Source organism: Vibrio plantisponsor, assembly GCF_013041605.1.
Taxonomy (GTDB): Bacteria; Pseudomonadota; Gammaproteobacteria; order Enterobacterales; family Vibrionaceae; genus Vibrio; species Vibrio plantisponsor.
In genome coordinates this window covers 194,290-219,831 of record NZ_JABEQC010000005.1, presented here as the reverse complement: position 1 = coordinate 219,831, position 25,542 = coordinate 194,290, and the positions used below count along the sequence as shown (strand labels likewise).

Annotated in this window: 19 protein-coding genes and 1 pseudogene; 15 read left to right on the top strand and 5 right to left on the bottom strand. The window is 44.3% G+C overall.

Annotated elements, in window-relative coordinates; genetic code table 11:
- Positions 1–28: 28 nt before the first annotated feature.
- Positions 29–811 (bottom strand): zinc ABC transporter permease subunit ZnuB, encoded by a 783-nt coding sequence (znuB, locus tag HKI82_RS09265; protein WP_102940913.1) that lies wholly within the window; start codon positions 809–811, stop codon positions 29–31.
- Positions 804–1,592, bottom strand: a complete 789-nt coding sequence (znuC, locus tag HKI82_RS09260; RefSeq protein WP_102940820.1) for a zinc ABC transporter ATP-binding protein ZnuC — start codon at positions 1,590–1,592, stop codon at positions 804–806. The genes znuB and znuC overlap by 8 nt, the downstream gene beginning before the upstream one ends.
- Before the next feature lie 80 nt (positions 1,593–1,672).
- Between znuC and znuA the strand changes: the two genes are divergently transcribed.
- The 5 genes from znuA to HKI82_RS09235 all read left to right on the top strand — a co-directional run bounded on the left by znuA (position 1,673) and on the right by HKI82_RS09235 (position 9,582).
- On the top strand, positions 1,673–2,557 hold the full coding sequence (znuA, locus tag HKI82_RS09255) for a zinc ABC transporter substrate-binding protein ZnuA (RefSeq protein ID WP_171137837.1): 885 nt from the start codon (positions 1,673–1,675) through the stop codon (positions 2,555–2,557).
- Positions 2,558–2,769: 212 nt separating this feature from the next.
- On the top strand, positions 2,770–6,120 hold the full coding sequence (locus HKI82_RS09250; RefSeq protein ID WP_171137836.1) for a helix-turn-helix domain-containing protein: 3,351 nt from the start codon (positions 2,770–2,772) through the stop codon (positions 6,118–6,120).
- Between the two features lie 734 nt (positions 6,121–6,854).
- A complete protein-coding gene (locus HKI82_RS09245; protein WP_171137835.1) occupies positions 6,855–7,082 on the top strand; it encodes a FeoA family protein in 228 nt (75 codons plus the stop codon).
- On the top strand, positions 7,082–9,355 hold the full coding sequence (feoB, locus tag HKI82_RS09240) for a Fe(2+) transporter permease subunit FeoB (RefSeq protein ID WP_171137834.1): 2,274 nt from the start codon (positions 7,082–7,084) through the stop codon (positions 9,353–9,355). Before HKI82_RS09245 ends, feoB begins: the two co-directional genes overlap by 1 nt.
- Positions 9,352–9,582 (top strand): FeoC-like transcriptional regulator, encoded by a 231-nt coding sequence (locus HKI82_RS09235; RefSeq protein WP_171137833.1) that lies wholly within the window; start codon positions 9,352–9,354, stop codon positions 9,580–9,582. Before feoB ends, HKI82_RS09235 begins: the two co-directional genes overlap by 4 nt.
- Positions 9,583–9,685: 103 nt before the next feature.
- Here the strand turns inward: HKI82_RS09235 and HKI82_RS09230 are convergent, their stop codons facing one another.
- Entirely contained in the window at positions 9,686–10,114 is a 429-nt protein-coding gene (locus HKI82_RS09230) for an HIT domain-containing protein (RefSeq protein WP_102940815.1), read from the bottom strand.
- A gap of 202 nt (positions 10,115–10,316) precedes the next feature.
- On the bottom strand, positions 10,317–12,050 hold the full coding sequence (gene argS, locus HKI82_RS09225) for an arginine--tRNA ligase (protein WP_171137832.1): 1,734 nt from the start codon (positions 12,048–12,050) through the stop codon (positions 10,317–10,319).
- A gap of 224 nt (positions 12,051–12,274) precedes the next feature.
- On the opposite strand from argS, the gene HKI82_RS09220 reads away from it, so the two are divergent.
- The gene (locus HKI82_RS09220) at positions 12,275–12,868 is read left to right on the top strand and encodes a VOC family protein (protein ID WP_102940813.1); all 594 of its coding nucleotides are present in this window, start codon (positions 12,275–12,277) and stop codon (positions 12,866–12,868) included.
- Positions 12,869–12,934: 66 nt separating this feature from the next.
- Here the strand turns inward: HKI82_RS09220 and HKI82_RS09215 are convergent, their stop codons facing one another.
- Positions 12,935–15,712 carry an insulinase family protein gene (locus tag HKI82_RS09215; protein ID WP_171137831.1) on the bottom strand — a complete coding sequence of 926 codons (2,778 nt, stop codon included), beginning with the start codon at positions 15,710–15,712 and terminating at the stop codon, positions 12,935–12,937.
- Between the two features lie 376 nt (positions 15,713–16,088).
- Here HKI82_RS09215 and sixA point away from each other — a divergent pair, with 376 nt between their 5' ends.
- From sixA to HKI82_RS09175, 9 genes and pseudogenes are all read left to right on the top strand, one after another.
- On the top strand, positions 16,089–16,556 hold the full coding sequence (sixA, locus tag HKI82_RS09210; protein ID WP_171137830.1) for a phosphohistidine phosphatase SixA: 468 nt from the start codon (positions 16,089–16,091) through the stop codon (positions 16,554–16,556).
- 266 nt (positions 16,557–16,822) lie between these two features.
- Complete coding sequence (flhA, locus tag HKI82_RS09205; protein WP_102940810.1) at positions 16,823–18,919, top strand: flagellar biosynthesis protein FlhA; 2,097 nt, start codon at positions 16,823–16,825, stop codon at positions 18,917–18,919.
- Between the two features lie 48 nt (positions 18,920–18,967).
- Positions 18,968–19,399 (top strand): annotated as a pseudogene (locus HKI82_RS20685) (flagellar biosynthesis protein FlhF); the annotation flags it as partial.
- Complete coding sequence (flhF, locus tag HKI82_RS09200; RefSeq protein ID WP_373863243.1) at positions 19,376–20,461, top strand: flagellar biosynthesis GTPase FlhF; 1,086 nt, start codon at positions 19,376–19,378, stop codon at positions 20,459–20,461. The pseudogene HKI82_RS20685 and the gene flhF, both read left to right, overlap by 24 nt.
- Before the next feature lie 13 nt (positions 20,462–20,474).
- On the top strand, positions 20,475–21,362 hold the full coding sequence (locus tag HKI82_RS09195; protein WP_042483851.1) for a MinD/ParA family protein: 888 nt from the start codon (positions 20,475–20,477) through the stop codon (positions 21,360–21,362).
- A complete protein-coding gene (locus HKI82_RS09190) occupies positions 21,355–22,089 on the top strand; it encodes an RNA polymerase sigma factor FliA (RefSeq protein ID WP_042483847.1) in 735 nt (244 codons plus the stop codon). The genes HKI82_RS09195 and HKI82_RS09190 overlap by 8 nt, the downstream gene beginning before the upstream one ends.
- Positions 22,090–22,134: 45 nt before the next feature.
- Positions 22,135–22,503 carry a chemotaxis response regulator CheY gene (gene cheY, locus HKI82_RS09185; protein ID WP_042483844.1) on the top strand — a complete coding sequence of 123 codons (369 nt, stop codon included), beginning with the start codon at positions 22,135–22,137 and terminating at the stop codon, positions 22,501–22,503.
- Between the two features lie 56 nt (positions 22,504–22,559).
- Positions 22,560–23,285, top strand: a complete 726-nt coding sequence (locus HKI82_RS09180; RefSeq protein ID WP_102940806.1) for a protein phosphatase CheZ — start codon at positions 22,560–22,562, stop codon at positions 23,283–23,285.
- 9 nt (positions 23,286–23,294) lie between these two features.
- Positions 23,295–25,541: a chemotaxis protein CheA gene (locus tag HKI82_RS09175; RefSeq protein ID WP_171137828.1), complete on the top strand. Its 2,247-nt coding sequence runs from the start codon at positions 23,295–23,297 to the stop codon at positions 25,539–25,541.
- The last annotated feature ends 1 nt before the right edge of the window (position 25,542 follow it).

The following is a 25,542-nucleotide window of genomic DNA, read 5'->3' as shown; positions in this document are numbered from 1 at the left end:
ATTGGAAGCTATACGGTAAAAGAAAGAATTAACTTCTTTTTACGATATGGCTAAGCATGAACAATGTGCTTGCGCTGATAACGACTGAAGGTCCAGCTGGTGTGTCAAAGTGCCAAGATAAACTCAGTCCGCACAGAACGCTAATGATGCCTATTAGAGCGGCAAACAGTGCCATTTGTTCTGGTGTTTGGGCCAGTCGTCTTGCGGTCGCAGCCGGAATAATAAGCAGTGAAGTCATGATCAGAGCACCCACAAACTTCATCCCCACAGCAATCACCAAACCTACCAATAGCATGAGTACCAAACGCATCAGGTCAATGTTGATGCCTTCAACTGAAGCAAGTTCCTCATTCACACTGCTTGAAAGCAATGGACGCCAAAACAGATAAAGAATCGCGCCTACAATGATCACTCCGCTCCAGATAAAGATTAGGTCAGAAGGGTTTACTGCAAGCAGATCACCAAATAGATAACTCATCAAATCGATACGAACATTGTCCAGAAAACTAACAGCAATCAGACCGAGCGATAGAGAGCTGTGAGCCAGTATGCCAAGTAATGTATCGGTAGCAACCAACTGCTGCTTTTGCAGCGTTACTAAAATGAAGGCCAATCCTAAACAACAAATAAGCAGCGCAAAGTAAAGGTTGATGTCCAAAAGAAAGCCCAGTGCAAGCCCCATAAGAGAGGCGTGAGCTAAGGTATCGCCAAAGTAGGCCATTTTGCGCCAAACGACAAATGAACCTAATGGTCCTGCAATAATCGCAATACCAATACCAGCAAGAATCGATGGAAGTAGAAATTCAATCATGTTGATGATGACCATGGGAGTGGTGAGAACATGTACCAGCATCGCCTTTTACTGGCTGACCAGAAAGATCATGATGATGGTGCTCATGGTTGTGATGATAAAACGCCAATGTTTCTCGGCTACGGTCACCGAATAAAGCAATATAACTTGGGTGTTTGGTGATGTGTTCCGGTGTGCCAGAACAACATATATGATGATGCAAACAAATCACCTCATCGGTTTTTGCCATTACCAGATGAAGATCATGGGAAACCATAAATACACCGCAGCCGAAACGCTGACGAATAGTATTAATTAAATCGTATAAATCAATTTGGCCTTGCACATCCACACCTTGAGCAGGCTCATCCAATACAAGGATGTCAGGTCTTTGTAGCAAAGCACGAGCAAGCAGAACTCGTTGGTTTTCGCCACCCGAGAGTTTGTGCATGTCATTTTTTGCCAAATGTTCAGCACCAACCAATCGCATCGCTTCGGTGAGTTCCTGACGACTATACTTACCTGCGAGTTTAAGAAAACGCTCTACAGTGAGTGGTAACGTGTCGTTAAGTTTAAGTTTTTGTGGGACGTAGCCAATCTTTACGTTTTTAGCTTTGACGACATTACCTGATGTCGGTGTGTGAAGACCGAGCAGTACTCTAACTAAAGTCGATTTTCCTGCTCCATTTGGTCCGATAAGGGTTGTTATCTTCCCTTTTGAAAGAGCAAGGTTGACGCGATCTAATACTCGGAGTTGGTTGAAATCTACGCAGATATCTTGCAACTCAATAAGCGCTGACATTAATGGAACTCATTTGCAATTGACTGATGTTATAATGTAACATTTATCCAATATTAACGCCACAGGATATACGACATCCCATGTTTTCTAGAATCACTCTTTTATTGAGTCTTATTGTCTTACCGTTTTCAAGTGGGGCAAATACCATTCTGACCAGTATTAAACCTATACAGATGATTACACATGAACTGACACTGGGAGTCACTGAGCCAGAAGTCTTGCTCTCAGCCAATGCGTCACCACACGATTACGCACTTCGCCCTTCGGATGTCAAAACCATTCGCAGCAGTTCGCTGGTTATTTGGTTTGGTAAAGATCTTGAACCTTTTCTGGAGAAAGTTCTCAGCCAACAAGACAACGTCTTAACGCTAAGTGAAATACCTAATTTGAAATTACGTTCTTATGGTGAAGAGGGACACGATCATCAACATGATGGTCATAACCATGGAACCCATGACCCGCACTTTTGGTTGGGCGTAGAGCAGGTAGAGCAGGTGGCAAAGGCGATTACACAAGCTCTTGTTGCTTCAGATGTAACGCATAAAGACATATACAACAAAAATTTGAGCGATTTTATAAACTCATTACATCAAACAGATAAAGACATTGCTGCGAAACTAGACCAAGTAAAGCATAAGCCGTATTACGTTTTTCATGATGCTTATGATTACTTTGAGCAGCATTATGGATTGAACAATATTGGCCATTTTACCGTCAGCCCAGACAGAAAGCCGGGAGCTAAGACGTTAATAGCAATACGTAAAGCACTGGCTGCTAAAGAAGCGAAATGTGTATTCTCCGAGCCTCAGTTTCAACCTGCTGTCATTGAAAGTGTGGTAAGAGGCAGCGATGCTCAAACGGGAGTTCTCGATCCTTTAGGCGTCGATATCCCTGTAGCAAAAGGCAGTTATTTTACGTTTCTCCATTCTATGAGTGACAGTTTCTACAGCTGTCTCGCGAAATAACATTCAGCAACTCATTTATTGCTTAGTGATTTTTACAGATATTCACACTATGAAAGGCGATGTTTCATCGTCTTTCATTTGTGATACACGCTGAGGAAGCAAATTTTATTTCACATCCCCCTTCAACTGTCGCTGTTTTTCTATACAATGCGAGTTCTTTTTTGTCGCGAATTAACTCTCGCAAACCTCTTTAGTCGTAGAAAGGGCTTATTTTGTATCGCATCTTGTGTTTTGTCTTTGCTGTATTTTACTTTGGCGTGTTTTCAGCAAACGCCATCGAAAAGTCTCCTTCTGTGTTTTATCCTCTACCAACTCAAACACAGGGCAAAGTCTACGCGGCCAAGAGTTTATTCGTTGGTGATGCGGGGGGGATTTGGCTGCACGATGTCCATGGAAAAATACGCTTTTTTGACGGACAAACCATCTTGCCGAGGCAAGGTTCCATTCTATCCAACGACTACCAACAACTTGTTTACTTGACCAATGCTTTCTGGACTGTGATTGATGGAAGTCTGAACAAAATATCGACCAATGATGTACGAACCCGTGTCGTAGATCTTCCTGTTGGAACTGTCATCGATAAGATAGGCGTCTCCGGAAAGTCGATTTGGATGGTAAGCAAAGACTATTTCTACACTTACAATACGCAATCGCTTTTACTCGAATCTTACACCCTAAAAACGCTGACCCACTTTGATAAATCAAAGAGGGTAGTGGTTAATGACGCGACATTCGGTATTTCAAAGTGGGTGCTAGCAACAAACTCCGGTGTTTTTCTATCAGAAAATCACAGTTTTGTTCACGTGCCTCGTTCGGGTGATGACTACGTTGAAACTTTATTCTTCTCTGAAAAACGCAGAGAGATGCTTGTTGGAACATTGGATGGCGTGCTGCTGGTGGATTTGAAAAACAAATCTAAAGATCCTCAAAAAATCGCCAAATCGCACGTACTCTCTATCGCTGAAACAGAAAATGAGTATTGGATTGGCACTGAGAATGGATTGTTCGTTCATTCATTGTTGAATCAGAGTACGACAAAACTAAAGAGCAACGTACACAGTGGTTACTCGCTTAAAGGGCATAAGATTTTTTCTCTAGTGAACGACGCACAAGGGGGGATATGGATTGCTTCTGAAAAAGGTGTGTTCTACTACTCTATGTTTGGTCAGAAGTTTAATCGTGTTTTGTCTAAGAAACTGACGAAAAGCGGCTTGAACGCTGATATTAAGAACATCGCTTACCTGCAAGGCGACGACGAGTTCTTGCTCTCGACCTCAACGGGTGTCGCTCGCATTAATTTTAACCAAACGCCGCAACGAGAGCTGCTTTATGAAGGGCAAGTCAATGATTCTGTCTTAATGGGTAACGATCTATGGCTAGCCACTGATGATGGTTTAATCAAATTCGATGTCACGCATTCGAAAGTAGTAAAAGCTCCGCTTCCTCTTTTGCTAAATCATTCCAAAGTGGATCGAATTGAAGTAGATCGCCATGAAGAATTATGGGGTGTGTCAGGTAATAAACTGTGGTCTTACAACACAGTCACCAAAGTGTTCGTGGAATATGGCGAAGATTGGTTAGTGGATGCCTACCTTCCTGCCACGATCACTCAGTTAAAAGCGACTCGGCACAATGGCATCCTGATTGGCACTGAGCATGGTACCTATTCAATCAGAGAGCAGAGGATCACATTCAATAGTGCAAGTAGTGAGTATGGGCAAAACCATTCAGTGATTGAAGACCGAGATGGACATGTTTGGTTCGCGAGCGACTATGGTGTTTACAAACAACAAAGCGATAGTGGCGAACTGCTTCCTATTGTATTAGCCGAAGATAGCATTAGTCCTAAGTGCTTAATGGAGACCCCTCAGGGGATCTGGCTATCCTCTTCTAGAGGGCTAACTCTATATAACTATCAAGGAGCGGTAAAAAAGCATTTTGGTGAGCCATACGGGTTAATTAACAATGAGTTTATTCCAAGTGTTTGCGCTTCGAGCCTAAGCTCGGCTTACCCACAGTTAGTGATTGGTTCTGCGCTAGGTTTGGTGAAAGTTTCTGCAGAAGAGCTGTCCGTCTCAAGTCTGCCTCATTCTCCTGTCATTATTAGCCAGATCAAAATTGACGATAAGCTGTTGTCGGTTGGAAGCCCTTCGGAGTTTAGTGTCGATTACGGTCGCTCATTAAGCCTCACTTTTGGCGCTTTACCCCAAACCGTTAACTTGAGTCTTGAATATAAGTTAACGGAAAGCAGCACATGGCTACCTATCGAAGGTTCGCAACTTACGCTTGATCATCTGCGTCCGGGCAATTATCAACTCCATTTACGCAGTTCTAGCGCAGAGCAACGCAACAAATTAGAAAGCTATTTATCGTTTCAAGTTATAGAGCCTTGGTATCTCTCTATGACGGCTTTCATTGTTTATGTACTGAGCCTTATCTCTTTGTTGATACTGGTTGTTTGGTGGCGCTCTCGCATGATGATGAAAGCAAACCGACTGCTCAAAGAGCAAATAGATTTGAAAACTAGCCAGCTTAGGCACCAAAGTAAAATCGTACTCAGCAACAACTTGCAACTTCGAAAGCAGATTCAGGTTCGCCACGCACTGTTGGAAAACATTTTATTGGCTATAGAACCAAGATTAGAAAAACTAAAATTCGGTGCCCGTGAAGCGAATCAAGAAGAGCTGGAAATACTGGTGGAAGAAGCCAGAATCGAGTTGGAACAGGTTAAGAATGTGCGTTCCGATAGTGAATCGACAATATTAACGCATAACCTGTCTCTGGTTCTGGAATCGGTAGTGAGCAGTTGGAGTGACGAGTTTTCTATTGCTGGAATGATTCTCGATGCGGAAATTCAAAGCAGAAGAAGTTACGTAAAATTGCAGCAGTTTAATCTGGATGTGATTTTTAATGCTTTATTTGCAGAGGCAATGAAACGTTTATTCAAGAATCAAGCGCTCGTTGTTCGTTGCTATGAGGTGAATGGCCGTATTTTGGTCACCATGAGTGATCAAGGTGGAAGCGCTAAAAATGTCGAACAGACGATGACAACCACATCCGGGTTTGCTCTCAATCAGCTAAGCGATCTTGTTGAGCAATCAGGCGGTGAAATGAACGTGTATATGTCTAAGGAACAGAACGTTGTACAACTATCTTGGCCTGCCGCGGATATTGAGCAACTGGAAACTGACTTGGACTCTTACTCAAAGTGTTCAGATGACAACATCTTGGATGATACTGAACGCCTATGGCTCAGCAAGGTAGAACAGCTCGTTGTCGATAATTTTTCTGATGCAGAATTTAGCACCGCCAATGTGGTTAAAGTCTTATTTATGTCTGAACGAAGTTTCCAGAGGCGATTTAAGACGGCCACAGGTAAAACGTTTAAAGAGTATCTTAACGAAGTGCGATTGGAGAAAGCTTGTCAACGCTTGTTAAGTGGAGAAAAGGTATCACAAGCTGCGTATGAGTGTGGCTTCAATGATCCTTCTTACTTTAGTCAACGTTTTAGACATCATTTTGGTTTGTCACCAACACAGTTTATCGATGAACACCAAGATTAATGGTGTTCATCTTTCTTCTTTCATCTTTCTTCTTCCTTTGTAATACCTTCATTTCCTGACCTAAGTCTAAAACTTATCTTGGCCGTAACTTTTTGCGTCCATTAAAAGCTTTTCGAAAGAGATCCAACAGAATTGAACCGAACTTGAGGCAATAAAGTTGAGAGCCGTATTTGCAATCAACGCTATTTCCAGTCGAAGTAGATGGGATCAGGGAGGATTTGTTTCTCTTATCCGTGATTTTGGGTAGTAAGACGTGCTGGGACTAGATTGAGGATCTGCAGATAAAAAAAACCGTGGTATAGCCGGGGGACTATACCACGGGTGCCAAAGACACCTTCGCTTGCTGCCGGAGTGACATAGCATCACTTCTGGAATAAATGTCTTCGAGAATGTGTGAAGACGTGGGTGACTATAATCAAACCGTATTTATACCCTTATAAAATTAACGACAATTTTCTATAAGAAAAACGACAACAAAGTGATTATCGTTTAAATTGTTGTTTTTAAATGTTTTATTTTCCTGTTTTACGAAAGGTAAGAAAAGTCAGCGAGTTTTAATACTTAAATCTACGTTTTGAATTTGACGTTTTTGACGAGATGAAGAAGTCATTGAGTAAGAGTTGTCATTTTAGCAATGTTTGATTTCACGCAATATTTGTTGGGTTGATGGGGCGTATGATTCGTATATCAAATAAAAATGTTTCTCATTAACACTACGATTGGCGAAATGCATTATGAAACTATCTGACTTAAATGATGGCGACCGAGGCACTGTTCTAACATTGAACGGGCTGTCTAATGAGGTTAGGAAAAAGCTTATGGTAATGGGGTTATTACCAAATACAGAAGTGACGCTAATTCGTAGAGCTCCTATGGGCGACCCGATACAGGTTGAAGTAAGAGGCATATCGTTGGCAGTGCGAGAGAGCATTGCATCGTCTATTGAAGTGGAGAAAGCATAATGCAATATCAAGTGCTTACGGTCGGTAACCCTAATAGCGGTAAAACAACTCTGTTTAATGGTCTAACCGGTGCAAAACAGCAGGTGGGAAACTGGGCGGGTGTCACCGTTGAGAAGAAGACCGGTCGTTACTCCCACTCAGGTGATGTCTTTAGACTTACGGACTTGCCGGGTATTTACGCTTTAGACAGTGGTAACGATAGCAATAGTATTGATGAGTCGATTGCTTCTAGAGCAGTATTAACTCATCCAGCGGATCTGATTATTAACGTTGTAGATGTAACTAGCTTAGAACGCAGTCTATATATGACATTACAGCTGCGTGAACTTGGCAGACCGATGGTTGTGGTTCTGAATAAGATGGATGCACTCAAACGCGAGCGTCAACGTATTGATACCAAATTGCTCGCCGAAATGTTGGGTTGCCCTGTATTTACCCTTTCTGCCAATAACAGAGAGCAAGTTCGTCGTTTCAAAGAGAAACTGCATAAACAACTTATTCAAGGTATCGCTCTTAAAGATATTGAGCTCAATTATGGCGAAAATTTTGAAGCGTCAATTCAGCAACTTATACCATTGTTTAAAGAACAAGATGTTGCTGCACGTGCTTTAGCTATTCGTGCTCTTGAAAACGATTTAATGGTCATTAACGGCTTGCCTGAAGCTGACCGCGCAGAGGTCTATAAGCAGCAGAAAGAGTGCGGGCTGGACATAGACTTACATGTGGCAGATACCAAGTACACTTATCTCCATGAACAGTGTAAACAAATTCGCTGTAGTGAAGGTAAGTTGAGCCACAGCTTTACCGAGAAAGCCGATAAAATCATTTTAAACAAATGGATAGGCGTTCCATTCTTCTTCGCTGTGATGTATCTGATGTTTATGTTCTCTATCAACATTGGTAGTGCGTTTATCGACTTCTTTGATATTGGTGTTGGAGCACTGCTGGTTGATGGCGGCCATTTTCTGCTTGATGACCATCTGCCAGTTTGGTTGGTGACGGTTCTGGTGGATGGTATTGGTGGCGGTATCCAAACCGTTGCTACCTTTATCCCTGTTATTGCCTGTTTGTATCTGTTCTTAGCTGTATTAGAAAGTTCAGGCTATATGTCACGTGCAGCATTCGTACTTGATAAGGTGATGCAAAAAATCGGTCTGCCGGGCAAAGCGTTTGTACCTTTGGTACTCGGTTTCGGCTGTAACGTGCCTGCTATTATGGCGACTCGTACTTTAGACCAAGAACGTGAACGTAAGTTAGCTGCGTCTATGGCTCCGTTTATGTCGTGTGGCGCGCGCTTACCTGTGTATGCGCTCTTTGCCGCTGCATTCTTCCCACAAAGTGGTCAAAACATTGTATTTGCGCTTTATCTACTCGGTATTGTTGCAGCGGTGTTTACTGGTTGGGTTCTCAAGAAGACGTTGTATCCTGGCTCAAGCGACAGCTTAGTGATGGAAATGCCTGACTATGAGCTTCCAACACTGCAAAACGTACTGATTAAAACGTGGCAAAAGCTTAATCGCTTCGTGCTTGGTGCAGGTAAAACTATTGTTTTGGTGGTGGCGATTTTAAGCTTCTTGAATTCTGTAGGAACCGATGGTTCTTTTGGTAACCAAGACAGTGAAGCCTCAGTGTTATCGAAGGCTGCTCAGGTTGTGACTCCGGTATTTGCACCGATTGGTGTGAACCAAGATAACTGGCCAGCTACTGTCGGTATCATTACGGGGATATTCGCTAAAGAAGCGGTTGTGGGTACGCTGAACAATCTTTACACCACCGCGGGTGATGAAGAAGGTGCCGAGTTCGATTTAATGGCGAGTTTAGAAGAAGCGGTAATGTCAGTGCCTGAAAACCTAATGGGATTGAGTTTCTCTGACCCATTGGGTATTGAGGTGGGTGACCTTTCTGATAACGAAGCCGTTGCACAAGAGCAAGAGGTGGATTCTTCAATCTTCGGTAACTTGAACTCACATTTCGAAAGCGGCAGCGCAGCATTTGCTTACTTGATTATGATTCTTCTCTACACGCCTTGTGTAGCGGCTATGGGTGCATACGTTCGCGAATTTGGTAAAAAGTACTCTTACTTTATTGCCGCATGGACGATGGGTTTAGCGTATGGCTGTGCGGCGATATTCTATCAAGCGGCAAACCTTGCGAGTCATCCTCTATCAAGTATCAGTTGGATAGTGGCTATTGTTGCCGTCTACTACACCGTGTTCCAAATGCTTAAGAGAGCTGGACGCAAACAGCAAGTTCTTGAGGTTCAAGTGGCATGATTTTGACCGAACTGAAACAGGCGATTGAGGAGCAGGGGAGTATTACACGTAAGGAACTGGCGAAACGATTTTCAGTCAGTGAAGATGGTGTTGATGCCATGCTCGCTATTTGGATTAAGAAAGGTGTTATTTCTCGCCTGATTGATACCAATGCTGCTCAGTATGTGACGCGAGTTCGCTATGTCATCAACAAGCAAGATAGCCTGTCAGTCACGGTCACGATGTAGTGAAAATGATGTCATTGAAATAAGATGTCATTGAAATAAAGAAAAAGCCGCATTAAGCGGCTTTCTCTTTTTATGTATCCAGAACCAGTCGGCAAAAACGCTCTTAAGCGGTGACAAAAATTTTGCTCATTGACAGTAAGCTACGTAGTTTCACTAACATCTCTTCTTGCAGTTCTTCATCTCGAAAAATGCCTTTGGTATTTCCCCAGATTGGTCCAGGCCAAGCAACGTCATCTTCAAAACGAGCAATGTGATGGATATGCAGTTGGGGAACCATGTTACCTAATGCGCCGAGATTCAATTTTGTTGGTTGAAACAGTGCTTCTAACGCTTGGTTTACTGCTTGAGATTCAACAAGAAACTGTTGCTGCTCTTTCATTGGTAAGTGGTGCAGTTCTTTTAGATTCGCTTTTTTAGGTACCAAGATAACCCATGGCACAGCGTCGTCTTTATGGAGTAGAGCAACACAGAGCGGGAAATGGCCAATCACATCGGTATCTTTAGCAAGTTGTGGGTGAAGGTGAAAACTCATATTGGACATCCATGATAAAAACTGCCTCGATTATACCAATGCCAGCAATGAGAAGAACAGAAGATTGCGCAGAGAATCAGCAGCAACAAATAGATTTTAACCGTCTTGGTGCGTGAGTCGCTTGCGCACTCAGGGGAGCGTAAACAAAAAAAGGTTGGCATGTCGCCAACCTTTTTCAATTTGCTTGCATTAACTTGCTGTATTACATGCGTTCTAGAGTATTGATACCTAGCAGTGACAAACCTTGTTTAATGGTTTTCGCAGTTAACGCAGCCAGTTTCAAACGGCTTTGTTTTACTTGTTCATCTTCAGCAACTAGGATTGGGCAAGCCTCGTAGAAGCTAGAGAACTGACCAGCAAGCTCGAACAGGTAGCTACACATGATGTGAGGCTGACCTTCACGAGCAACTGCTTGTACTGCTTCTTCAAATTGAAGCAGTTTGGCGATCAATGCTTTTTCTTTCTCTTCTGTAACTTTGATGTCACCGCTCAGTTCATCCATCGACAAACCAGCTTTAGCAAAGATAGAAGCAACGCGAGTGTAAGCGTACTGCATGTACGGTGCAGTATTGCCTTCAAACGCTAGCATGTTGTCCCAGTCAAACACATAGTCAGTTGTACGGTGTTTAGACAGGTCTGCATACTTCACGGCCGCCATTGCTACAGTAGTTGCAATCTCTGCTTTCTCTTCGCTTGATAGCTCAGGGTTTTTAGATTCGATCAACGTTGCTGCACGCTCTTCTGCTTCATCAAGAAGATCAGCAAGACGAACAGTACCGCCTGCGCGAGTTTTGAATGGACGACCATCTTTACCTAGCATCATGCCGAATGCGTGGTGCTCTAAAGACACTTCTTCAGGGATGTAACCTGCTTTGCGAACAATCGTCCAAGCTTGCATCAAGTGTTGATGTTGACGTGAATCGATAAAGTACAACACACGGTCAGCACCTAGCGTTTCATAACGGTACTTAGCACATGCGATATCTGTTGTGGTGTAAAGGAAACCACCGTCGCGCTTTTGGATGATAACGCCCATTGGCTCACCATCTTTGTTTTTGTATTCGTCTAGGAACACAACTTGAGCACCGTCGTCTTCTTGTGCCAAACCTTTTTCTTTCAGGTCAGCAACGATAGTTGGCAGCATGTCGTTGTACATACTTTCGCCCATAACATCGTTACGAGTAAGAGACACGTTTAGACGATCGTAATTACGCTGGTTTTGAACCATAGTTACGTCAACCAGTTTCTTCCACATATCTAGACAGAACTGGTCGCCACCTTGAAGTTTTACAACGTAGCCACGTGCTTTTACTGCAAACTCTTCATCTTCATCGTAAAGCTTTTTCGATTCGCGGTAGAAACCTTCTAGGTCAGAAAGCTCCATTGATACTTCACCCGATTCCTGTTGGATACGCTCAAGGTTTGCGATAAGCATACCGAACTGAGTACCCCAGTCACCGATGTGGTTAGCACGGATAACTTTATGACCTAAGAATTCAAGAGTACGAACGACAGCATCACCAATGATGGTTGAACGTAGGTGACCTACGTGCATTTCTTTTGCAACGTTTGGCGCTGAGTAGTCTGCAACGATAGTTTGTTGTGCTTCAACAGCCACACCTAGACGCTCATCAGCGAGTGCCGCTTCAGCTTGTGCTGCTAGGAACTCTTCGCTTAGGAAAATGTTGATGAAACCAGGGCCAGCAATTTCGGTTTTGCTTGCGATACCGTCGAGATCGAGAACATCCAAGACTTTTTGTGCGAATTCTCGCGGATTTGTACCTAACTGTTTAGCAACGCCCATTACTCCGTTGGCTTGGTAATCGCCAAACTGTGCCTTTGCAGATTGGCGAACGGCAGCAGGGCTTCCTGCTGGTGCGCCAGCGGCTTCAAGAGCCTGAGATACTTTGTCATTAATCAGTGCTTGAATATTCACTCGGGTGTCCTTCAATTCTGGGAATTGGTTGCGTATGCATAAAAATCACTAAAAGGTTAACAAATACCAAACAGTAGTGAATGCATATCTTGATCTAGTTCATAAATTGGCGCACATAATAGCAATTTTATTAGCGCGCTTATAGGGAAGAAATTGGGAAATTTACTACTTTTCCGCGCGCTTTTGATAGTATCGGTGAAAAATCATTATTTTGGACGCGTAAAATGCTTCAGCCATTGCTAGATGCAGGTCTTCATCCTAATCAGATGAAACAAAACTTAGAAAATTTTATCGAAAAAATACAGCAACTAACGGCTGTATTGCAGATAGATTTATCGGTCTATCAACTTGATCATATTGCCATGCGGATTAACGAGTTGGAGTTGGCAAAATTGGCGCATCAAGCTTGGGCTCAAGAAGGTGAAGTGATTTCGCAAACACAGATTAACGGTCGTCCGATTATTGTTATCGCGTTTAACGAGCCTTTGGTCGCGAACGCTTGGAAAATTGAGTGTTTGGAACTGCCTTATCCTGCAGAAGGTAAAATTTATCCTGAGCAAAGTTGGGAACATGTAGAATTTGTAGTGCCATCAGAAGCGCAAACCGCCGATGACTATCTGGCGCATTTGAAACAGGTGTTTCCTGATCTTGCGTTGAACTGGGACAATCTTGCAGACAAAGGTGTCAAAGTGAAGCTATCCAGTCCCAAGGGCGAAGGTGAGCGATTGAATAACCCGACTGTGGCGTTCAAGTGGCAGGGCGTGTGTATTAAGTTGCATCCCCATTCATTAAAAAACATTGTTGAATCAGAACAGTAACTTCGCCTAAATCACATTAAGTCAAAGTAAGGAGTTGTATTTCGCAACTCCTTTTTTCATTGAAATCTAGCCGATATCGTACGCTTTTGGTCTGAGCTGGAACTCTTCCGTTGAACCAATTTCCAGCCCTAAATGGAGCGGTTCGCAGTCCTGATGAGCATTGCCAAGCGTATGCATAATGAGTCGGTTGGCAGTCCTTGGTTTAAGCGTATTAACCACGAAACGGATCATATCGGATTTGCTCAGTTGTTTGAGCTCTTCAAGTACGATGTCCCGTTGATTGAAGTTCCAATCTTTATTACCGATAGCGACCCATAAGCGTTGTGCTCGTGTTCTTAGGGTTGGATCGGGTGTAGCGATTTGATTCCACAAACCACGTTTACTGCTATGCCATTCGTAATCATTCAGTTCAAGCAGAACCAGATAAAAAGCGTTCAGGAACTCATCAATCGAAAAAATAAGATCGCTTGGTGCTGCATTCGGTGACTGAACGTAAAGTACCAGACCCGGATGACGGTTCATTGGCATATTGCCAGTCCCAACCATGTAGCCCAACTGCTGTTTGGTACGAATTTCATGGAAGAAGGTGGCTGACATCAAGTGATTCGCCAGCGAATAGAGCGCGATGTTGCGTGGTTCTGTATCTTCACACTGATAGTAAACCACCACTGCTGAATCATCTTGGTTGCAGTCCAGTTCACGCTGGAAAGTCCCGCTGTTACCCAACATAACAAGAGGGCGTAGAGACTCTTCGTAAGTTTGGTTTTTTACTCTTAATGCATCTTTGAGCACTTCTGCCATATCGTGCGCGTCTTGTGTTTGCCAGTCACCGTAAACAAACATCTCGATATGTAAGTTGGCAAGAATTAAATCTACGAACTCAGCCAAGTCGTCAACTTCTATTGTTTCTAACGCTTCAAGCAAAGCTGGATACGGCGGATTGTTGGGCTGCAATAGCCCCGTCATATTACTAAACAACTGAGAAATGGGTTTGTCGTGTGCCGCATTACGCCAGTTGCGCAGCATTTGTTGTTTAATGGTGTCAAAGCGTTTAGGGCTGAAACTACGCTCGGCGAATTTAGATAGAATCATTTCCATCAACTGAGGTTGCTTCTGACTGAAACCAGAGATGGATAGCGTTACGCCACCTTGATGGGCATACATGTTGTAACCCATACCGGCAATTTCTGCTTGATAGGTTTCTTTCGCCAGCGAATCTAAAAACATCTCAACACAGAGGCGAGTTTTGACAATGTTTTGCACATTCGCGACGGAGTGCGGACTGTCGATGGCGATGTAAATCACGCCTTTTGGTACGCGAAATTCCGCATCTTGCATGTGCCATAAACGGAAGCCAGGTAAGTCTTGCAATATCTGTGGTTGTGGCTGCGCATCGACAACCGGTTTAGGGTCAAGGTCGTAACAGATAAACGGGTTTTGAGGCGGCAAAGTCAACGGCCACGTCTTGTCATTCGTACGGTAGATGTTCTGTTGTTCTTCGCTAAAAGGTTCGACAGAGTAGGGCGTAAAGTACCAGTTGGCTTCTTTATCGTAATGCTGCCCCTGGGCAATGACAGTTACCCGAAGATTTTCTGGCGACAAATAAGGCAGAAAACTTCTTAGCAACGCCTCATCGTAACCTCTCATCAGGTAGTCGCCATAAATGGTATCTTCAGCGGCGTAATGCTGCATATTGACGACTAAATGGCTGACAATATCCATAGGACGATTTGTTTCTTGGAAGCGGAAAGCCGATTCCAATACCGCGCGTTTCTCAAGGTAACGCCACTCTTCCAAGCCTTGTTCTTCAATCATTCGGATATATTGAAACAGTGCCTGAATGATTTCGTCTGTCTTTTTCAAGCCTTTTGATGTCAGCGTGCAACTGATAGAGAATTCACGATAGTTGCTGCCACTGGCACCACCACCCGCTGAAAGTGACGTAATCCAGCCTTTGTCTTTCAATGCTAACAGTAAGCTGCCTTCGCCTTCATAGCCGATTAAGTGTGCAAAGTAGGACAAAGGTTTGTAAGGATAATGAGCATCCACGTTAGGCATGGGGAAGTTCATTACCAACTTACGAATTTCTTTTAACGGTTCAACGCGAATAGTAATGCCCGTTTGTTCAGGTGTGACAAATGGTTCGCTGATTGATTTTCCGCGTCGCTGTTTGTTTTCAATGGTTGAAAATTTCTCTTTGACCCACTGTTCCATCTCATCGAGGCTTTGTGGACCCATAAGCGTCAGCGTCATGATGTCCGACGAATACTGCTCGGCATGAAACGCAATAATTTCTTCGCGGATCGATTTACCTTCTCTGTCACCTAATGTCTCGATATTGCCGACGGAGAATTTTGCAAACGGATGGCGTGGGTTAACCGTCTCTTTTTGTACCTGATATAAGCGGCGAGAGTCGTCATTGAGCTTTAACTTGTACTCTGAATCGACAGCGTGGCGCTCTTTGTCTAACGCTTCTTCATTGAATAAAGGCGCGGCAAAAAATTGACTAAATCGGTCAAGCGCTTTTTCGAAAGCGCTGGTTGTTACGTCGAAGAAATAACAGGTGTGCTCTGTTCCTGTCCAAGCGTTATTACTGCCACCGTGTTGGCTGATAAAACTTTGAAAATCGCCAACTTTCGGGTACGCCTTTGTTCCCAAAAACAACATGTGCTCTAGATAGTGAGCCATACCTTGGCGATCAATAGGGTCATCAAAATGTCCTACGTTGACCGCAAGTGCAGCAGCAGATTTTTGCGCACTTTCATCTTGGATCAACAGCACCCTCAGCGCGTTTGGCAGAGTGAAGTGTCGATAGCGGTTTGAATCATTAGGACTTATGTGCACAGAGAATCTCCGGAGTAGCACGGGATCTTAAGTATGGCGCTGATACTACTTACCGCAAATACGAGATCGGGTTTTTATGAGCTGGATATTTATAAACGAGAGCGCTTATAAACTTGGAACTTTTATTAACACATTGTCATTTTAGTCTTTTCACTGAGTTTTTAACAGACTGATAGTTTTGAAATTAACCTTAATTTGGGTTCATTAAGAGATAAATACGGTGAGTGAGCCTAGACTCAACGGATATAGATGGCATGAGAGTTGCGTAATATAAAGGACTCACAAATTGCGGCAAAAGTGGTCGCGAAATAGGGTGAAAGGCGATTATAATCGCCGCCAAGCAGCAACAGACTGCATTAAACCTAAGGTAAAAAAGATGAAAATTTTTATTATGCGTCACGGAGAAGCCCAGCATTATGCTGCCAGTGATGCAGAGCGAGCCTTGACGGATAGAGGTCGGAATGAGTCTGTCGCTGTAGCCAGAGCCGGCGTGATTCAGAAGAACATTACCCATATAGACAAAGTCTTTGTGAGCCCTTACTTGCGCGCTCAACAAACTTGGCAAGAGATATCTCAACACTTTTCGGCAGATATGGTTGAAGTGTGTGAAGAGATCACGCCATATGGTCAGTCAGAAGATGTATTTGAGTTCGTTGCTGCTTGTATTGAAGCAGAGCATCTGGAATCAGTATTACTGGTGTCACACTTGCCATTAGTGGGGTATCTGGTTTCTGAGTTTGTACCGGGGATGGTTGCACCTATGTTCCCGACGTCTGGACTGGTTTGCATCGAATATGATGTCGCCGCCCGCAAAGGTGAGTTGGTGTGGAATATCCACCCCTAATCGAACAAGTATGAAGAGGCTGCCGTAAGGCGGCCTTTTTTATCTCTAAACGTTTTTGGTCATCTGCAATCGCTCTCTCTTAGTAAACCGCTATGAATAGCAAGCAGCCATTAATTTGGCGCATTAGCATGGACTGAAAATTGCATCCTCCGGCTAAAATGTTGTCATTTAGAGGCTTTTTGCGAGCTTGGCTTTGTGAAATCAGCAAACTAAATACTGCAAACCGAATTCTTCAATTTTAGTATTAACGAATAGTTTATAGGCCTATGAAGTTTACTCTGCCATTTGCGGATAAGTTACCTTCCATTCCACAGCGCAGCATGCCAGCGATTGGCGCGCCTATTATGGTGCTTGCGACTCTTGGCATGGTTGTTTTACCGATCCCAGCCTTTTTGTTGGACTTGTTCTTTACCTTCAATATAGCGCTGGCGATGGTCGTATTATTGGTGACGGTTTATACCCGTAGACCTCTGGATTTCGCTGCATTCCCGACAGTTCTACTTATTGCAACTTTGCTTCGCTTAGCCTTGAACGTTGCTTCAACCCGTGTGGTTTTGCTGAAAGGTCATGAAGGAGGCAACGCCGCAGGTAACGTTATCGAAGCATTTGGTAGCGTGGTTATCGGTGGTAACTACGCTGTCGGCCTAGTGGTGTTCCTTATCCTGATGATCATCAACTTTATGGTTGTCACCAAAGGTGCGGGTCGTATTTCTGAAGTTAGTGCTCGCTTTACCTTGGATGCTTTACCCGGTAAGCAAATGGCGATCGATGCTGACCTCAATGCGGGTCTAATCGACCAAGAACAAGCAAGAACTCGACGTTTTGAAGTGACCAAAGAAGCCGACTTCTATGGTTCGATGGACGGTGCTTCTAAGTTCGTAAAAGGGGATGCCATCGCTGGTATCCTAATCCTGTTTATTAACATCATCGGTGGTCTGTCTATCGGTATGGCTCAATATGGTTTGGGCTTTGGCGAAGCGATTGAGATCTATACCCTGCTAACCATCGGTGATGGCTTGGTGGCTCAGATCCCATCACTATTATTATCGATTGGCGCTGCGATCATGGTAACGCGTCAAAATACCGATGAAGATATGGGTGAACAGGTAATCTTCCAACTGTTTGATAACCCTAAAGCATTGATGATCACCGCGGCGATACTGGGTGTTATGGGTATCGTACCGGGAATGCCGCATTTCGCTTTTCTACTGCTGGCATCGATCGCGGGTGGTTGTGCGTATTGGATTCAACGCAAACAGAAATCGGCAAAAGAAGAAACAACCAAGCTTCCTGCCACATTGGATGGTGATGCGCCGTCACAGAAAGAACTCTCTTGGGACGATGTACAACCCGTGGACATCATTGGTTTAGAAGTGGGTTATCGTTTAATTCCTTTGGTCGACAGAGATCAAGGCGGAGAACTGCTTGAACGTGTGAAAGGGGTACGTAAGAAGCTATCGCAAGACTTTGGTTTCCTTATTCCTGCCGTACATATCCGTGACAACTTAGAGCTCACACCAAACAGCTACCGTATTACTTTGATGGGCGTTGCTGCTGGCGAAGCTGAAATTCGACCTGACCAAGAACTTGCTATCAACCCAGGGCAAGTGTACGGCATGATTGACGGTGAACGCACTTTCGACCCTGCATTTGGCTTAGAAGCGGTTTGGATTCGAGAAGACCAACGTGAACATGCTCAGGCTTTGGGTTACACCGTTGTGGATTCGTCAACAGTACTGGCGACACATTTGAGCCAATTGCTAACCAACAACGCATCCCAGCTACTTGGTCACGAAGAAGTACAGAACTTACTGGAAATGCTTGGACGTTCAACGCCGAAGCTGGTGGAAGGCTTTGTACCTGATCAGCTATCGTTAGGCGTAGTGGTGAAAGTTCTGCAGAACTTATTGAACGAAGCCATACCAATTCGCGATATCCGAACTATCGTCCAAACGCTTTCTGAATATGCCAGTAAGAGTCAAGAACCTGACATCCTCACCGCAGCTGTGCGTATATCATTGAAGCGCCTAATCGTTCAGGAAATCAATGGAATAGAGCCTGAGCTACCAGTGATTACATTGATACCCGAACTGGAACAAATATTGCATCAAACAATGCAAGCTTCAGGTGGTGAGTCCGCAGGCATTGAGCCGGGGCTTGCTGAAAGGTTACAAATGGCATTAAGCCAAGCAACACAAGAACAAGAATTGAAAGGTGAGCCTGCTGTATTGCTCACTTCAGGTGTTCTCCGCTCGACACTGGCTAAGTTTGTGAAAAATACCATTCCTAACTTGCGTGTCCTTTCGTACCAAGAGATACCTGACGAAAAACAAATTCGAATTGTGCAGGCGGTAGGTAATTAACTGTTGTTAGATAATTAGTTCGCCTCACATTAAAGACGGATATCAGCTTTGAAAATAAAACGATTTTTTGCCAAAGATATGAAAACTGCGCTACTCCAAGTCAAAGAAGAGTTGGGCGTGGATGCGGTGATCATGTCGAATAAAAAAGTCGCTGGTGGTGTCGAAATCGTGGCGGCAGTGGATGGTGAGCCGTCTGCGTCTCCAGCTGTATCACAGCCGAGAACTCAACAACCTTACAGCTCCCAACCTAGATTCAGCAACAGTCAGGTTTCTCAGTCTTTGACAAGGCAGCCTGCTCGACGTGAACTGGAAGATGACCGTGTCAGCTTGCAAGCAAGTGCTGCCGAAGGTCGTTCAATGACGCAACGTTTTGCGAATATGCTCAAGCAGTACAGCAATGGCGCGATGCCCGAGCAAGATACTCGTCGTGCGGACAATGAAGATTCTCTATCTGCTTTGCTACAGCGTCAAAGAGAGAACAGCCATTCAACTCAATCAAGCGCGCCACAATCTAAAGTAAGTCGCTGGGCTGAGGAAGAAGAGACGAATCGCGAGCAGCGTAAACTGCGTTTGGATCCGACTCGCTTTGAACGTCATCACCCTGAAGAAGCAAAAGTTTCTGCACAAGATTTAGAAAATATGCGTGAAGAGATGACGTCAATCCGTCGTCTTTTAGAACATCAAGTTTCAGGCCTAATGTGGCAAGAAGTTGAACGTCGTGAACCATTGCGCGCAATGCTGATTAAACGCCTTGAACGCATGGGAGTATCACTCGATTTAGCTGACCAGTTGGCCTGCTATATCCCCGAAGATACGCCTCCGCCAAAAGCGTGGAAAGCCTTGTTGGGCTTAGTATCAGACCAAATACCCGTAGTGAAACAAGACATATTAAAACGCGGCGGTGTTGTCGCGCTTTTAGGTCCGACTGGAGTGGGTAAAACGACTACAGTGGCTAAGCTTGCTGCTCGTGCAGCGATGGAGTTTGGCTCCGACAATGTTGCACTGGTAACGACAGATACTTACCGAATCGGCGCACACGAACAGCTGTCGATTTACGGAAGAATTATGGGTTGTCCTGTAAGAGTCGCTAAAGATTCCAAAGAGTTAGCCGAAGTAATATATCAGTTGAGAAATCGCCGACTCGTTTTGGTCGATACCGCTGGTATGGGACAACGTGATGTTCGCTTATCCGAACAGCTAGATACCTTGATGCAAGAGAGTGGGGAAGTGATTCACAGCTACCTTGTTCTGCCTGCAACAGCTCAGAGAAAGGTACTGCAGGAAACCATCGAACACTTTAGAAGAATTCCTCTTTCAGGATGCATCATGACTAAGCTCGATGAATGTTTGAGCTTAGGTGAGTTTGTCAGTGTGGTAGTTCAAAACTCACTACCTGTTGCTTACATTGCGAATGGACAACGTGTACCTGAAGACATTGTGCTTGCTCAGCCTAAATACATGGTGGCAAAGGCAAACGAATTACTAGAGAAGTCGACAGAAAATGAACCTCACTATTGGAATAGTGATTCAGAGAGATTCTAGGCGGCGTACAGATATGACGAATAAAATGATATATGACCAAGCAAGCGGCTTACGTCGCTTATCTCAGCCATCGTTAACCAAAGTCATTACCGTGACAGGTGGTAAAGGTGGTGTGGGCAAATCAAACGTAACCTTAGGCATGGCTATTTGTATGGCTCGCGAAGGTAAAAAAGTCATGGTTCTGGATGCAGACCTCGGCCTAGCCAATATCGACGTTATGCTCGGTATTCGTCCTAAGCGTAACCTAGGACACGTGCTTGCTGGCGAGTGTGAGCTAAAAGATGCTATAACTGAAGGACCGCACGGAATTCAGATTATTCCTGCGACTTCAGGTACACAGTCCATGACGGAATTGTCACATGCGCAACATGTAGGCTTAATTCGAGCGTTTGGTACGCTGGAAGATGAGATGGACGTGCTTTTAGTCGATACAGCGGCCGGTATTTCTGATATGGTTGTCAGCTTTGCTCGAGCAGCACAAGATGTTGTGGTTGTTGTGTGTGATGAGCCGACTTCAATCACAGATGCATATGCGTTGATCAAACTTTTAAGCAGAGAACACCAAGTTCGACGATTTAAGATTGTTGCAAACATGGTGAGAAGTTATCGTGAAGGTCGGGAATTATTTGCTAAATTGACATTAGTCACAGAACGCTTCTTGAATGTCAGCCTTGAACTCGTAGCATGTATTCCGCTGGACGATAATGTTCGTCAAGCAGTGAAAAGACAACGCAATGTGGTTGATGCATTTCCGCGTTCTCCGGCCTCTTTAGCGATTAGCTCATTGGCGAATAAAGCAACCACGTGGCCAATACCGAAAACACCAAGTGGCCATTTAGAATTTTTTGTTGAGCGGCTACTTAATCGATCAGAAACAGTAGAGGAACCATTTGGTGAATAAAGCGCTTACCTACAATCAATATGGAGCTTTGAACAGCCAGCAGCTGTTTATCGAGCAATATTCTGTATTGGTTAAGCGTATTGCACATCACTTGATTGGACGCCTGCCGCCCAACGTTTTGATTGACGACTTAATCCAAGCCGGGATGATTGGTCTGCTTGAAGCTCAAAAGAATTACGACGGGAGTAAAGGCGCTAGCTTTGAAACCTATGCAGGAATTCGAATTCGTGGAGCTATGCTCGATGATATTCGACGCGGTGACTGGGTTCCGCGCTCGGTTCATAGACATAACCGAGAAATTAGCCAGGCGATCTCTGAATTAGAAGGAATACTAAATCGAGATCCCAGCGATGCCGAAGTCGCAAAGCACTTAAATATGCCGCTTGACCAGTATCATACGGTGTTAAGTGATATTAATTGCTCGCGAATTGTTGGTATCGAAGACTTAGGTGTTTCGGACGATGCTATTTCCCCACTGGACGATGATGAGGACAACTCGCCATTCCAAGGTGTTGCTGATGAATCGTTCCGTAAAGCATTGGTTGAGTCAATAAAATCACTTCCGGAGCGTGAAGCCTTAGTACTTTCGCTCTATTATGATGAAGAGTTAAACTTGAAAGAAATTGGTGAAGTCATTGGTGTGAGTGAGTCCCGAGTAAGCCAAATACTAAGCCAATCTATGCAACGTCTAAGAACAAAGTTAAGTTCTTGGACACAAAATGACTAAATATCACTGATTTCGAACTCAGTGGAGGCAATTTTGAATAAAAACATGAAGATCCTTATTGTTGATGACTTTTCAACAATGCGCCGTATTGTAAAGAATCTACTTCGTGATTTGGGCTTCAATAATACACAAGAAGCAGATGACGGTTTGACGGCATTGCCAATGCTCAAGAAGGGTGAGTTTGACTTTGTAGTAACAGACTGGAACATGCCTGGTATGCAAGGTATCGATCTGTTGAAGCACATTCGTTCAGATGACCAATTGAAGCATCTTCCTGTTTTGATGATTACTGCAGAAGCGAAACGTGAGCAGATCATCGAAGCCGCTCAAGCTGGCGTTAATGGTTATATCGTGAAGCCTTTTACAGCCGCGACTCTTAAAGAAAAATTGGAAAAAATATTCGAACGTCTATAAACACTTTTGCTAGGACGAAGGTGCTCTATTCATTACGCGTGTAAGGCTATATCAGAATGATTTCATTAGAACAAGCCAAAGAACTCGTTGAATTGCTAGAGAATGGATTGCAAGACGAAGCGAATCTATTTCTAAAGCGAGTTTTTGAGTCTGAACGTAACCCGATGTTTAAAGAGATCGGGGAACTGACCCGAGATCTGCATGATTCACTTAAGCAGTTTCAAATTGACGATCGAATCTCAGAAATTGCTAAGGATGAAATTCCTGATGCAAGGACTCGGTTAACTTACGTAATAGAAAAAACGGAAGTCGCGGCAAACAAAACAATGGATGCTGTAGACCGTTGTATGCCTATTGCTGACAGTTTACATGAAACATTACTGCTCGTTCGTCCTCAATGGAACGAACTTATGCGTGGTCAGATAGAACTCAGTGAATTCAAAGCATTATGTCATCGTGTTGATGACCTATTGTCGCAAGTTGAAGGTGATAGCAGTGAGTTGCGTGGCCAGCTTACTGAAATACTGATGGCGCAAGACTTCCAAGATTTGACCGGTCAAATCATTCGCCGTGTGATTACTTTGGTTAACGAAGTAGAACAACGTTTGGTCGATATTTTGACGGCGTTTGGAAAAGAACAATCAGAACAACAGAAACAAATAGTTAGCGAGAAAAAAGCATCAACTCAAGCTGAAGGACCAATATTGAATCCTCATGAGAGAGAAGACGCTGTCGCATCTCAAGACGAAGTAGACGATTTATTGTCGAGTCTTGGTTTTTAGGGGTAACGTATGAGCTACGATTTAGACGAAGACATTCTTCAAGACTTTTTGGTTGAAGCAGGTGAAATCCTCGAATTGCTTTCTGAGCAGTTAGTAGAGTTAGAAAATGACCCTGAAAACAAAGATCTGCTAAACGCAATCTTCCGCGGCTTCCACACAGTAAAAGGTGGCGCAGGCTTCCTGTCTCTGACAGAGCTGGTCGAAACTTGTCACGGTGCGGAAAACGTGTTCGACATTTTGCGTAACGGCCAACGCAGTGTTACTCCAAGCCTGATGGACACGATGCTTCGTTCACTCGATACAGTGAATGAACAGTTCCGTGCAGTTCAAGATGGCGAACCGCTAACGCCTGCTGATCCGGCACTTCTTGATGAGCTACATAATTTATGTAAGCCAGAATCTGAAGACGCTCCTGCTGCATCACAAGAACCTGTTGTTGAAGACGTGGTGATTGAAGAGCCAGTAGTTGAAGCTCCTGTTCAAAGCCAGCCAGAAGAGACTAAATTGTCGGCTGACTCTATTGACGAAATTACTCAAGACGAATTCGAAAAACTGTTGGACGAGTTGCATGGCAAGGGTAAGAGCCCGGGCGTTGCCGCTAAGTCAGAAGCCGCACCTGCGCAACCTAGTGCGCCGACAAACGCGGATTTAAGCGGTGATATCACCGATGATGAATTCGAAAAACTTCTTGATGAACTTCATGGTAAGGGTAAAAGCCCGACCAACAGCAGTGCTCCGCAAGCACCTGCTCAGCCAGCGGCTCCAAGTAAGCCTGCGCAGCCTGCCGCATCAAGTGCAGCAGGGGCTGAAGGCGACTTAATGACTGACGAAGAGTTTGAAAAACTTCTCGATGAGTTACATGGCGCTGGTAAAGGTCCATCAATTGAAGAGTTGGACATGGCAACACGTCCAGCTGCAGCAAATCCTCAACCAGCAGCGCCGGCGGCAGCAGCAAAAGCGTCTGCTCCAAAAGCTGTAGCACCTAAAGTGGCAGCGGCAGAAAAACCAGCCGTACCTGCGGTGAAACAGCCTGAAGAAAAACGTGAAGTTGCCGCAGCTAAGAAACCTCAGAACCAAGCAGAAGCCACGGTTCGTGTAGATACTTCGACTCTCGATGTGATTATGAACATGGTGGGTGAGTTAGTATTGGTACGTAACCGTCTGTTAAGTCTTGGTCTAAATAGTAACGACGAAGAAATGTCGAAAGCGGTTGCAAACCTTGATGTGGTTACCGCAGATCTGCAAGGCGCTGTAATGAAAACGCGCATGCAGCCGATCAAGAAAGTCTTTGGTCGTTTCCCACGCGTGGTTCGTGACCTAGCGCGTAGCCTAGACAAAGATATCGTGCTGGAAATGCGCGGTGAAGAAACCGATCTCGACAAAAACTTGGTTGAAGCACTTGCGGATCCATTGATTCACTTGGTTCGTAACTCGGTTGACCACGGTATTGAAATGCCGGACGAGCGTGCGAAGTCAGGTAAGTCTCGTACGGGTAAAGTGATTCTTTCTGCATCACAAGAAGGCGACCATATTGAACTGGCTATCGTTGATGATGGCGCCGGTATGGACCCTCAAAAACTACGTTCTATCGCGGTTAAGCGTGGAATGATGGACGAAGATGCAGCCTCTCGCCTGACAGATAAAGAGTGTTTTAACCTTATCTTCATGCCGGGTTTCTCAAGTAAAGAAAAGATCTCTGATATTTCAGGCCGTGGTGTAGGGATGGACGTTGTAAAAACGGCTATCAATACCCTAAACGGTTCAATCGATATCGATTCAGAGCTAGGCAAAGGCACTAAGATCACGATTAAAGTACCGCTTACTCTCGCAATTCTACCAACACTAATGGTTGGTGTTGCTGGGCATCCATTTGCGTTGCCACTGGCAAGCGTTAACGAAATCTTCCATTTAGATTTAGGCAGAACTAACGTTGTTGATGGGCAGTTGACCATCATCGTTCGTGATAAGTCGATTCCGCTTTTCTATCTGCAAAACTGGCTCGCTCCTCAAGCAGGTAAAGTGCAAGCGCGTAAAGGTCATGGGCATGTGGTTATTGTTCAGCTAGGCAGTCAGCGTGTAGGTTTCGTTGTTGATACTTTAATTGGTCAAGAAGAAGTGGTTATCAAACCACTAGACAAGCTACTGCAAGGTACTCCGGGTATGGCTGGTGCAACAATTACCAGTGACGGACATATTGCTTTGATTCTTGATGTTCCAGATCTGCTTAAACGCTATGCATCGGCTTCTCGAGTTTAAG